Here is a 12767-nt window from a genome sequence, read left to right as displayed (position 1 = left end):
TATTACTTGGCAATGCTTGTGAACAGCTCCATGTAACGCTCTACAATGGCCTTTTTATTTTCCGCAACATATTTCACGTCTTCGTCGATGACTTTAATGTCAGTAATCGGTGTCATGAAATCACTGATTTGTGCATCGGCGCGAAGCGGACGGTTCGTCGTTTCTTGTCCAAGCGCATCCTGTCCCGCCTGCGAAATAAGGAAATCCAGAAATTGCTTTGCATTGTCCTCATGCTTGGCGCCCTTTACGATACCAGCGCCCGCATCCAAAAATACCGCTCCTTCAGAAGGGAATACCACTTTAACTGGCGCTCCGTCCTTCACATAGCTGACAGCAGGGTCCTCATACGTCAATGCAACCACATATTCGCCGTCCGCTACGCTTTTATGCGCTTTGCTGGAGCTTCCCGCTACTTTTCCGTCCAAATTTTTAATCAGCTCGCCAACGTAATTCCAACCGGCATCGGATGTGTAGTCACCGCCTATTGCCTTCAGCATATTGGTTAGCTGCGCAAACGCGGAGCTGGAGTTTGCCGGATCAGCCATTGCGATTTTTCCTTTTAGTTCCGGCTTAAGCAAATCGGCATAACTATTAATTTCAAGATCGCCCGCCAAGTTGGTATTAATCAATAAAACGCTTCCATCAGAGACAACAGGCGTCATTATGCCAGAGTGATTGTTATGGCCCGGAAGCAGGTCCTTATCGTTAGGAGATACATATTCCGCAAACAATTCTTTATTGTCGTTAAATAATGCGAAAGCGCCTCCAAACATAACATCAGCATAAGGATTAGCCTTCTCTGACTGAATACGCTTGATCAATTCGCCGCTTCCCGCCGATACCAGCTCCACCTTAATGCCTGTCTGCTTCTCGAATGCCGGAACAATGGCATTGATCATAGCCTCGCTGTTCGGGGAGTAAACTACCAGTTTCTTGTTATCCGCGCCAGTCTCAGCTTTCTCGCCGGAACCGCCGCATGCCGTCAATACGACTGCCAACAATGTTGTAACGGCAGTCACCTTAAACCATTTATTCATAACCCTTCACCTCTTATCATTTTGTTAGTTCTATTGTATCAGCTCCGGTTGGCATGAAAATCCTACAATCCCACACTAACATCCAGCATTTGAAACCAAAATGCAACAAGTTCGGTTAACTTGTTTTATACGCATTAACGCGGTGTCGCATTAAATCGGATGAATATAAAGATAGTTGCCAGAACTACTCCGAATGAATCTCGCTAATATGCTCATCGGTTTGCCGATGTAGACTCTTCCATTTTGCGGCTGTGCCTCAAGCGTGACCAACGGCTTGCATTCTATACCTGACGTATCCCATATGTTTGGTTCCACAACGTGTAGCTTTCTGTACCGCTCCGGTATTGCGGTTTGTAATTCTTTACGAAATTGATTGGCAAGAAGCTCCCAGATGCCATGAAAGTGATTCTTCACTAATGGTTATTGTAAAATCCTATAGATGGGCTGGCTTAACAGCAACTTTTGGTAATGAGTTACGTCATTATTATTAGGCTTAGAAACGGAAAAATAGCAAGCCGAGAGTGCTATTCGAATGATTAAGACTCAGCAGAAAATCCCCCGGCTCAGTCCAAAGTACAGCTGGCTTGAAAGCGTTCAGCCGCATAAAGGGATTTGTCTCCACGCTCCTCAAGCAAGGTCTTCCCGTGCAAGAGATGTTGCGGCAGTGTTTGAAGGCAAGCCTGTCATTTCTGAGCCAACAACGATTCACAGATAGCGGAAAGCCACTTAGGGGAGCGTTATATGCCCTTTATATTGAGACATTTTTGAAAAGGAAGCTGAGTAGTTACCAACTTTTTGTGAAATGATATGAAAACCTAATTTTGGAAGTAGAGATAGAGGGAACAGAAAAGACCATCAAGGTTTGAACTGTAACCCCATTTGTGGACACATAATAAAAAGGGCTTAGGCTGTAAGAAGATGACTTCTGTATTCATCAGGAGTCATCTTTTTAAATCCCCATTGGTAGCGCTCGGTGTTGTATTCGAGGATATATTCGTTCACTCTTTGTCGTAACTCTTGAATAGTCTGACAGTCTTCATATTCCAGTTCATCCTTCATGTGACCGAAGAAGGATTCCATAGGGGCGTTATCCCAGCAGTTTCCCCTCCGAGACATCGATTGCTTAAAACCGGCTTTCTTCACCTTATCCTGAAAAACAGGATGGGTATAATGCATACCTTGATCGGAATGCAGAATAGCTTCTGGATGAATCGTGTAGTCCATACTGCTTAGGAGTTTTTCTAATGTCTTTTCCACAATTTCAAGTTCCAGAGATGTAGAGAGGATATGTGCAGGCACTTGGTTCGTTGCCCCATCTTTGACACAGGAAAGATACGCCCACTGTCCATTTCCATATCTCATATACGTGATATCCGTTAACAGTACTTTTCCAGGTTCTCCTTGGTTAAATTGCCGCTCTAATAAGTTTGGACATGTGCGATGCTCTTGCGTAGCCTTAGCCATCTTCAGATAGGGATTAGCTTGTCTTACTTTAGCTACCAAGTTGTATTTACGCATAAGTCTGCGTATTTTCTTGTGATTCATAATCACAGTATCTTTACGTTCGAGATGCATCTTAATGGTGAGTGCCCCTGCTTTACCTTTTAGAGAAGAAAAGTGCGTTTGGATGAGTTGATAGTCGGCCTCATCGCTAATCTCACGTTTCTGCCTTACTGGTTCCGCTTTAAGCCAAGCGTAGTATCCACTACGACTAACGTCTGCTGCGGCGCATACATAGGCGATTAATCCCTCTAGCTGATGCTTACGAGTAGTGGTCTCGATGAGTTCGAAAGTCTCTGAAGGAGTTAGCGTTTGCGCTTCGCCTGCCTTTCTAGAGCTTCGAGCTTTTTTAGAAATTCATTCTCTGCTTCTAAGAGCTTAATCTTTGCCTCAGCACGTCTTAGTTTTTCTTCTGTGCTTAGTTCCTTAGATGAAGGTCTTCCCGTGCTACCTTTGCCTCTTCGTTCCATAAGTAATCCCTCCTCTCCAAACTTGTCGTACGTTGCTCTCCAACGTTTCAATCCTTTCTTAGGCGTTTCTGCTCCGATAATGGCGATGTCAAATCCAGCTGCGAGAAATATCTGCATGGGTTGATAACCCTCTTTGTATGACTTAACAGCTTGTACTTTGAACGCAGGATGGTAGGTTATTGCTTTTTCAGTTACATGAACAACATTGGGATTTGATTCCAGTATTCTCAATTGCGTTGACGTGAAAAGACGTTTTAACATGATGTAGTTCCCTCATTCACTGTAGTATTTTTCATTAAAACACAAAAACCCGAAAGACAGACACTTTTTTTAGTGTCTATCTTTCGGGTTACAGTTCAGTTTTTCCCTAACGGTCTTTTCTTGAAGATTGAAATTACATTAAATCAGGTGCAGATGATGCGTAAAATGGGAAAAAGCTAAGTGCGTTTCCACCGCTCACGTTCTTATACACGATAGTATCAACCGGCCATGTTGAATAAAAACTGGATGTAATAGCTAGTGTTTCCACATTACTATATTGATCTGCGTAAACGACATTATTTACAACCTTCGATATAGAATTCGCTGAACCATTTTTAATTCCTCTTGCAGTATGAACTTCACTTAAGGAGACATTATTGGAGGAAGCTTTTAACTGCCACGTATCATTCGGAAGATACTGCCATACATATTTCATACGTGAAGCATAGGTAACACTAAAATCATAGCGATTAAAACTTGTATAATTATTACCTTCTGGCCAGAAGTATTCAAATGGAGTCCACGCCAGAAACGGAATCATTCCTACTACTTTCTGGAGATAAATATTAAACATCTTACTTGAAAAAGTGCTCATACTGAAAGAGTTGTTATTGTTCAAATCTATCGTATTAAAGAACTTTGCAAGTGGAGCGCCACCACCATCTTTCGGAATCGCGTAAAAAATCCATATTGTATAAGATTTACCGCTAACCGTAATAGATTTCGTACCAAAAGATAGCATATCAACGCGTGAATAAGGTCCCCAGCTCGGAGGATTGGACATAAAAGTACTCATTCCACCTATCGGAGTACTGTTTTGGCTGATGGTATTGAGTTCTTCCTGAGTCGCTAATTTCGCTCCTCGATTATTCAGCTGTTTCCATAGTAATTTTTCTTGATCATCAAGTTCTTGGACTTGTAAATTCTTGCTTTGCTTTCTGTAGTAATCTTTAAGCAATCGACTCTGGACAAGTTGATCAAGTAACTTTTCTACCTCTTCTTGCTCAACCTTGTTCAGAGCTGCTGGAACATTGTTCTTTCCTGACGGAGAATTTGCAGCAAATACAGAATTAGATGAAACCAGTAACAACAAATAACACATTAATACTAAAAGCAACTTCTTTCCCACAAAAGCACCTCATTTGTTATATTTTGAACATAGGAATATATTAACATCAAGATTATTAGTTGTAAATAATAGAAAAAAATTAAACATCGAAACTCATTTTATTTCAAAGGCTTTTGATTATGAAACTGTCATCTAAATGGTATTTTTTTACTAGAAAAAAAAGGATATTTACTGATATCATATATATAGTTCTTTTATTTTATGTAGAAACAGGGAGGGATTATTAAAGTGCGAAGAAATAACTTGATTTTAGTTTTAGTGGTGCTCTTGCTGACAATTGGAGCTTTGGTTTATGTACATCTTAATTTCTCGAAGACGGGCATCCTATTGAACCATGGTTTATCAAAAGAGAATATCAAACTTACAACCGAAAACGGAAATACAAAGTTTTATTTCTACGAAAAGAATAAAGAAATCGGGTTACTTGCAATGAGAAAACGAAATGGTCCGGGGTGGATATTTTATACAGATAATAGAATACTTATTGATGACAAGACAGGTACGATCAAAACAGTATATCCTACAATTAAAAATGGTGCTGCAGTAGCTAGAAGTGTTTGGGGGGGAGTTGTGAAAGACGCAACTTCCGCCAATATCATTGTGAAAATAAATGGAATGGAATACCAGCCTAATCTCCTCACCTATAAAAAAAATGATAGTTTGTATTTTTTAATTGATACCGATAAAGTCGATAAAAGTGATTTTATGACAATCGAATTACAGTAATGGTATATAAGTTCAATTAAATAAATTCTGGTAAATAGTCGTGTTCCAGACGAAGGCAAAGGCGATCCATAATCGGTTGGGGCTCATGAGAGATACGTTCCAGGAGTCCGTCACATTCCGGCGGATTTCAGTAACGGTGGAATAGAACACATTGTTGATAACGTCTGCCTTGATCCGTTTTTTTACAATACTTCAACCAAATTCAATTGTAGACGGTCTAAGGGTAAAAACACCAATTCAAGTCTTTCCGGTTCTCCTCCAGAAAAAGCTATAGCAAGCAGACATGATGAATCCGGGCATATCCAATACCATGACAATTTTACCGCCGTTTGGATAGGCCGAAAAAATCTGCTGAAGGAAGACCAGAAACGTCTTGGGGTTGTATTGCTCATCTTCCGTCCAATGAATCTGTTTTGTTTCGTAATTGAGGGTAGCGAGCAGTTTCAAGCCCCGATGTTTGCCTGTCGTGGGAATGATCCGCTGTTAGTGAAAGTAAAAAAGAACACTGTACAAAACAGTGCTCCTATAGAAAGGCCAGCCATATTCAATAATGTCTTTTACAGGTTACACACTCGACGTCAAAACCAAGGTCCAGCCCGGCCGCGCACTATACATCTATTTTACGGCCCTTCCATTTTACAGAGTGCAGAATATGGACCCGGAATAGGGAATAAACATAAATGGCTGTGAAAAATAAAAACAAAATCGGGTGCATAAGAAATATACTCCAATTGAAATTCCCGCATCTGCGGGCAAATAGCAAAGTTTGCAACGCATAAGCCATATATAATATGCCACTGAATATTATGGTAGCCGGATGCATGGTCGCGATGGAAGAAAGGAGTGCTCCGGTACTCATAAAACTACCGGAAATCCAAATGATGATCATCAACATCACGATCGGATGGGTTGATTTTGATCCGATAGCAAAACTTTTGCACCAGCCTTCTACAAGGCTTTTAAATCCTTCCGGGTACATGCGGAAAGTGATCACACCTTTCCCGCCCATACAATTAACAGGAAGGTTTTTGTCAATAAAGGCTTGTCCCAGCGCCAGATCATCCATCACGGCACCTAGAATTTTTTGATGCCCCCCTGTCAAAAAATAATCGTCTTTATTGCATAATATGCACGGACCAAAAGAGCCCGCGGTTTTGAACCTAGGCCCCCGGAAAGTGAATATATTCATGCCAACAATGACAATCACATTAAAAATGGCCGATAGATTCTCATATAATCGATGCACGGTATGATAGGGCTGCAGGGATAAAATCCCTTTGCCGCCTGTTCGTTGATAGAAACCGAGTAAATTAAACAGGCTGTATGCATTTGCGAGAGATGTATCTGCATCCAGGAACAGGAGCCATTTTCCGCTAGCTTGCTGTGCTCCGTGCCAACAGGCCATCGATTTCCCTGATCCCGAGTCTACCACTTTGTTCTGTAGAACCTTTGCACCGTAACTTTTTGCAATAGCTGCAGTATGATCTGTTGAATGATCGTCAACAACCAATACCTCAAATGACTGAAAATGCTGCTCTTGTAAGGAATGCAATAACGGGGAAATTCGACCTGCTTCGTTCCTGGCAGGAATGATGATGGATAGAAACGGAAAACGAGTATTTTTATCTGTAGCTTTAAGAACTGGCAAAGACCAGAACATGATGGCTCCGACTAGAAGAGCCAGGGAACCAATAATAAGATTGATTACTTCTGAACCTGGCATAATAATTTCCCCCTCAAGCTAACAATGGCGTCTATCCAATCATTGTTCACTTCCCGGAATAGTCAAATAGAATCCCTTGATCGTCATGCATCAGTTCCTGTACGGTAATTTTGGCTGATAATAGCACAATCGGAACACCAGCGCCCGGATGAGTGCTGCTGCCGGTAAAGTACAGATTGTGACAATGTTTTGCCTTGCTTTGCGGGCGCATATGGTTGCTTTGAGACAAGATTGGCATCAGACCGAAAGTGGAGCCATTATATGCATTGAACTTCGACTCGAAGTCGAGTGGTGTGATGCAAGTTTCAGTGACAATCTCTTGATCTATATTTTCAAAACCGCGTATCTTTTTTAATGTGTTTAAAATATAGGTTCGGTAATCATGAATCGTTTGCTCATCCCATGCATAATTAGCCGCGGCAACATTGGAAACCGGCATCAATATGTATAACCCGTCTTTTCCATCGGGAGCAAGCGAAGAGTCCATTTTAGATGCGATATAGACATAAAACGACGCATCGGTCAGTTTGTTTCCTGCGAAAATATCATGCAGATTTTTTTTAAGATTTTCGTTAAAAATAAAATGATGAACGTGCTCAACTTCCTCATATTTTCGGTTCATGCCCAGATATAAAAGAAAACAAGAGCAGGAGTATTTCATTTTATCGATCTTTTTGTCTGTAAATTTACCTTTAGTTGCCCGGTCTCTCACCAGGTTTTTCATGGCGTAAGGAAAGTCTGCATTGCATACTACAAAATCTGAAGATACATTCTGCCCGTCTACGATAATTCCAGTCGCTTTACGGTTAGAAATCGATATTTCCTGCACATTTTTGTTGAAGTGGATGGTCCCGCCAAGTTCTATAAAGAGTTTTTCCATGGACTTAGCCATCGTATACATACCGCCTTTGATAAACCATACGCCATATAAAAATTGTATCATGGGAATCATGGTGTAAAACGAAGGACTTTTAAAAGGTGAAATGCCAATGTACAAGGTCTGGAAGCTGATCATCTGTTTTAACCGTTCATTTTTAATATATTTGCTCATAAAATGATCTGCCGTGTCCAACGTCTTCAGCTTTAGAGCTTTCTTCAACATGGGCAGGTTATAGAAATCGCGGGAGCTACGGAATGGTCTTTGAATAATGTTGTTTTTAGCAACGATAAAGCGTTTATAAATTTCATGCAAATAGAGAAAGAAGCCCTCCATATCATCTTCACTGATTTTTTCAATTGTCTTGGCCAGTTCCACAAGATCAGAGGAAATGTCGAACGGTTCGTCGGGGATATCGCTGTAATAAACCCGGTACATCGGGTCTAATTTCTCCATTGGAATGTAATCATCAGGATTACGGCCGCAAAGTTCAAAAACCTCCCTGTACAATTCCGGCATCATTACGATCGTTGGCCCCAAATCAAATTTGTAACCGCCCGTTTCAATCCGGTTCATTTTCCCGCCCGGCAAGGATTCTTTTTCATAGATTTCGACCTGATATCCGGCATGCTGCAATCTTATCGCGCTGGCAAGACCAGCGACACCTGCACCAATAACAATAACCTTCTTTCCCATGTGAATCATCCCACCCCTGTTTTATTCGTCCGTAATGTAATGGCATCGATGCGCCCGCGATTGTATCGCTGCACAATGATAAATGGCAAGTTGAACATCCATGCATACAAGACCATGACCCAACCTGCCCATAAGGGGTTCCATATGAAAAATAGCGGAGCAGGCACGATAGAAAGCCAGTGGGTCAGTTCCGCCCGTTTGGTTTCCGCGGCGAACACTTTCAAGTCGCTTATGCTGGTGCCATGCAATTTCTTTTTACCATAGCCTTTTTTCAAAATCAAAGTCCCGTCTATAAGACGTTCTTTCCATTTTTTCACGAGAAATAACCGCTGCCATAACTCTCCAGATTTCTCCCAGACGAAAATCTTGAACCAGACACTGTCTTTCAGAAAGAACGCCCGAGGCAAGTTCAAGCAAAAGACAGAAATGATGACATGAAAAAAAGCCCAGGCGACGATATCAATTAAAACAGTCCAAATGACGGGAAACGATATGGGCGGCAAGGCAATCCTCCTAAAATCATTCTCTATATTTCGCTTATAAAAACCATTTTCTAAACTTTTTTACAAGATGCAAGTTCCTATCAGAATAAGGCGGAAATTTACCGGGCACCTGCAAATAGCGATACACTTTGTAATCTGTCTTATCATAACCGAAAGTTTGAAAACCCGCCTTGCCGTGATAACTACCCTGTCCGCTTCGCCCGACACCACCAAAAGCAACACGAGGATTTGCGCCATAATGGATGACCTGATTGATGCTGATCGTTGTCGACCGCATGTATTTTTGGACTAATTGGATGTGTTGTTTGTTCTTGCTAAACATATACGCCACCAATGCATCACGCTGAATTACCTGTTGATGCAATAAAGATTCCAGGTTGGTGTAAGAAATGACAGGAAGTATGGGACCAAAAATCTCATCCTGCAAAATGGAACTCCCTGGTTGGATATCTGTTAATACTGTCGGGGCGATGAATAAATCCTCCGCTTCATAGGCGCCCCCAACCCTGATTTTGCCCTGTGTGATAAATTGCAGCAGTTTTTGAAAATGTCCCAAATGACAAATTCTTCCGTAGTCTTTGCTTTCTATAGAATGATCCCCGTAAAATGCTAAAAGCGCCGCTGAAATTTCCGATAGTGTTTTTTCAAAAATCGATTCATGTACAAACAGCGTATCCGGTGCAATGCAGGTCTGTCCTGCATTGAGAAATTTACCCCAGACGATTTCTCGAATAGCCTCAGACGAAAATCCTGTTTCATCCAAAATACAGGCATTTTTCCCGCCTAGCTCCAATACTACAGGGGTAAGCTGATTGGCAGCCTGCTGCGCTACGGCCTTTCCTGTCTCTTGACTCCCTGTAAAAAAAATCAGATCAAATGGCAGTGCAGTCAATAGCTTGGAAGTTTGCATATCCCCCGTCACAACGGTCAGCACTTCAGGTGAAAACATTTGGCTGATCACCTTTTTCAGCAGTTCACTTGTTGCCGGCGCGTATTCCGATGGCTTGATCACGCAACGGTTACCAGTTGCTATCGCGCTAATGGCTGGCATTAATGCGAGCTGAAGCGGATAGTTCCATGGGCTGATGATGAGGACGCTGCCGTACGGATTCCTCTTTTTGCGAATAGATTCGATGTATCCGAATTTGATATGGCTGGATCGCTCAGGTCTCGTCCATTTTTTCAAGAACCTGCATACATAGTCAATCTCATTCAACAGGAGTGCGATTTCAAAAGAAAAGGCTTCGAATGCTGGTCTTCGCATATCAGAAACAAGCGCTTCTATAAGTGCCGCTTCATGGTCGATAAGCATCTGTTTCAACCGCAGAAGCGTTTTCTTTCGCTCTCCCACTGATGGCACAGAATTTTGGCGAATATCTTCCTGCTGATTTTCCAATAATGCCCGCAACGCAATGTTACCCATTTCACCCATGGTTCGCATCTCTTTGCACGATTTTATCCCGTACCTGCTGACCGCTTAATGTAACCATAGGCATACCGCCTCCCGGGTTTACCGTTCCGCCTACAAAGTAAAGATTGTCATAGCGTGTACTCTGCTTCGGATGTTTGAACCCTTTATTTTTTTTGCGATCCGATAATGTGCCGTAAATAGCCCCGCGGTCGGAACCATAGACACGTCTAATATCTTCCGGAGTCCATACATCTTGTGTCACGATATTATTGCGCAAATCCTCAAGTCCCATTTTTTCCAATTTGATCAGCACCCGTTCTGTAAACTGATCGTAGTCTTGCTGTGTAAAAGGCTTATCCTGAATATATGGAATATGGGGCAATACTTTTAAATTTTCATATCCTGCAGGCGCCTGCGCGGGGTCTGTTTTGTTAACATTCACCAGATAAATGATGGGGTCATCCGGCAGTTCATGGAGGTGAAATATTTTATCCATTTGCTGCTTCATATTTTCTGCAAAGAAAAAATTGTGATGAGCAAGCTGCGGGTACGTTTTCTTCACACCCAGATGTATAACAAGCCCCGAACTTGCCGGTTCATATTTCTTTTTCAATTTATGAATAAAACGCTTCTCTTCCTGTAGCAGTTGCTCATAGAACGGGATAACTTCCATATTGGAAATGTAGTAGTCTGCCGACAATTCTGTCCCGTCTTCCAGTAACGCCCCGCTTATTTTGCCTTCCTTCTTTTTGAGCTGAACAATTCGTTTTCCAGTATGAATCGACACACCTGTTTCCTTGGCCAACTGCACCAATCCACGGCCGAGCAAGTGCATTCCGCCAGGCACATACCATACTCCTTGATGGTGCTGCATGTAGATCATCATATTCAATACTGCTGGCGCATCATATGGTGAAGAACCAACGTATTTAATAAAATAAGAGAGCATGTCACGGAGATCCCGATTGCTGATCCGTTTATCAATAGCCTTATGTACCGTTGAAAACAAGTCGAAATTCTTCAAAGCATTGAACGCTCCATTATATCGCGCGATATCTTTCGTATTGTCAGCACCATATTTAAAGTATCCTTGCTCCGTCATATCGTACAGTTTTTTTGAGTATTCGAGCAATTTTTTGTATTCGAAAATATCCTGCTCATTCAGCGACGAATTCTTCGCTTTCATTTCTTCAATATCTTCATGGAGATCGATGATATTGCCACTGGGAAAAAAGGATCGCCACTGATGTTTCAGTTTTACAGTGGGGACGTAATCATTCATATTTTTACCGCTTGCAGCAAATAATTTTTCAAATACTTTCGGCATCGTCAGAATAGATGGGCCGAGATCAAAGCCGAAACCATCTTGCTCAAGCCGATTTAGTTTACCGCCAATATGATTGTTTTGTTCGTACAGAGAAACGCTATAGCCGCTTTGCCTCAGAGATATGGCAGCTGATAGACCGCCAAGCCCGCCGCCGATGATCAATACGCTTTTATTTTCAAACAATTCACACAACACCTTTCAGCAATTTAAGAGCAGGTGTAAATGGCAGCGCTAATTTTGCTCATTATTTCCTTAGTTACATAGTTGCGCTTGGAGAGACAGTCATAATCATTACTTCTGACAGCATCTAATATTCCTCTGTACACTCCCATAGAGAGCGAGAGGGGCATCTTGCTGTCAGCGTCAAAGAGATCTATGCTGCTGCAGAATTGGTCATATAAGGATTCTGCATTACTAGCCAGTTCTTCCCATAAGTTAATAAAATTCTCATTGATGATCCCATAGCGTAAATCCTCTTGGGTATATCGGAAGCGCTCCATTTCTTCTTCAGGCAAATAAATCCGCTGCTTTTGATGGAAATCTTCGCCGACATCACGCAGAATATTCGTGATTTGCATGGCGGTACCCAGTTTAATCGCTGATGGACGCAAATCAGCGGCAGCTTTTGAAGCCAGAACAGGCAATAGCATCAAACCTACTGAGCCGGCAACATAATAACTGTAGCTTTCAAGCTCATGCATGGTTTTCGGGATGGAAAAGTTCACATCCATCCATTGTCCTGTCAGTTGATCGTAGAATGGTTGGATGTCCATATCATATTCCGTAAAGACTTGCCTGAGCGCGCGCCATAATGGATGATCCACTTCCTCCTGTTCACTGAATAAATCAAGCTCTTTTTTTAATCGCTGCAGAGACTCGAGCTTTTCCAAATGGGGTTGGTTTGAATCTGCACAGTCGTCTGCCGTTCTGCAAAAAGCATAAATGGCATAGACAGCATTTGCTTTTTCCATCGGAAGTTGTGAAAATGCGTAATAAAAGCTTTTGGAATGTTGCTTGATAATGGTTTTACAATAAGCAAAATCGGCTTGCATTTGCTCTGTCCCCATATTAACCATCCCCTGACCGTATAGGTATCAACTCTGTAGC

The 12767-nt window shown here is 41.9% G+C and carries 11 protein-coding genes; 1 reads left to right on the top strand and 10 read right to left on the bottom strand.

The window, feature by feature from the left end:
• Positions 1-2 precede the first annotated feature (2 nt).
• The 3 genes from JFN88_RS01785 to JFN88_RS01775 all read right to left on the bottom strand — a co-directional run bounded on the left by JFN88_RS01785 (position 3) and on the right by JFN88_RS01775 (position 4397).
• A complete protein-coding gene (locus JFN88_RS01785; RefSeq protein WP_199017577.1) occupies positions 3-1037 on the bottom strand; it encodes an ABC transporter substrate-binding protein in 1035 nt (344 codons plus the stop codon).
• 903 nt (positions 1038-1940) lie between these two features.
• A protein-coding gene (locus JFN88_RS01780) for an IS3 family transposase (RefSeq protein ID WP_199017576.1) occupies positions 1941-3268 on the bottom strand; the annotation gives its coding sequence in 2 pieces (ribosomal slippage) (positions 1941-2896 and positions 2896-3268; 1329 coding nt in all).
• 133 nt (positions 3269-3401) lie between these two features.
• Entirely contained in the window at positions 3402-4397 is a 996-nt protein-coding gene (locus JFN88_RS01775) for a hypothetical protein (protein ID WP_199017575.1), read from the bottom strand.
• A 228-nt stretch (positions 4398-4625) separates the two neighbouring features.
• Here JFN88_RS01775 and JFN88_RS01770 point away from each other — a divergent pair, with 228 nt between their 5' ends.
• A complete protein-coding gene (locus JFN88_RS01770) occupies positions 4626-5123 on the top strand; it encodes a hypothetical protein (RefSeq protein WP_199017574.1) in 498 nt (165 codons plus the stop codon).
• A gap of 237 nt (positions 5124-5360) precedes the next feature.
• Here the strand turns inward: JFN88_RS01770 and JFN88_RS25105 are convergent, their stop codons facing one another.
• The 7 genes from JFN88_RS25105 to JFN88_RS01735 form a co-directional block, all read right to left on the bottom strand.
• On the bottom strand, positions 5361-5597 hold the full coding sequence (locus JFN88_RS25105) for a transposase (protein WP_379165755.1): 237 nt from the start codon (positions 5595-5597) through the stop codon (positions 5361-5363).
• Positions 5598-5730: 133 nt separating this feature from the next.
• Positions 5731-6846, bottom strand: a complete 1116-nt coding sequence (locus tag JFN88_RS01760; RefSeq protein WP_199017572.1) for a glycosyltransferase family 2 protein — start codon at positions 6844-6846, stop codon at positions 5731-5733.
• Between the two features lie 46 nt (positions 6847-6892).
• Positions 6893-8419 carry a phytoene desaturase family protein gene (locus tag JFN88_RS01755; RefSeq protein ID WP_199017571.1) on the bottom strand — a complete coding sequence of 509 codons (1527 nt, stop codon included), beginning with the start codon at positions 8417-8419 and terminating at the stop codon, positions 6893-6895.
• A 5-nt stretch (positions 8420-8424) separates the two neighbouring features.
• On the bottom strand, positions 8425-8922 hold the full coding sequence (locus tag JFN88_RS01750; RefSeq protein WP_233167333.1) for a glycosyl-4,4'-diaponeurosporenoate acyltransferase CrtO family protein: 498 nt from the start codon (positions 8920-8922) through the stop codon (positions 8425-8427).
• Positions 8923-8956: 34 nt separating this feature from the next.
• On the bottom strand, positions 8957-10354 hold the full coding sequence (locus tag JFN88_RS01745) for an aldehyde dehydrogenase family protein (RefSeq protein WP_199017570.1): 1398 nt from the start codon (positions 10352-10354) through the stop codon (positions 8957-8959).
• Positions 10347-11843: a phytoene desaturase family protein gene (locus JFN88_RS01740; RefSeq protein WP_199017569.1), complete on the bottom strand. Its 1497-nt coding sequence runs from the start codon at positions 11841-11843 to the stop codon at positions 10347-10349. The genes JFN88_RS01745 and JFN88_RS01740 overlap by 8 nt, the downstream gene beginning before the upstream one ends.
• Before the next feature lie 23 nt (positions 11844-11866).
• The gene (locus JFN88_RS01735) at positions 11867-12727 is read right to left on the bottom strand and encodes a phytoene/squalene synthase family protein (RefSeq protein ID WP_233167332.1); all 861 of its coding nucleotides are present in this window, start codon (positions 12725-12727) and stop codon (positions 11867-11869) included.
• Positions 12728-12767: the final 40 nt, after the last annotated feature.

The organism is Paenibacillus roseus (genome assembly GCF_016424485.1).
Classification (GTDB): domain Bacteria; phylum Bacillota; class Bacilli; order Paenibacillales; family Paenibacillaceae; genus Paenibacillus_D; species Paenibacillus_D roseus.
The sequence above is the reverse complement of the archived record's forward strand: the minus strand, read 5'-3'. Positions and strand labels throughout refer to the sequence as shown.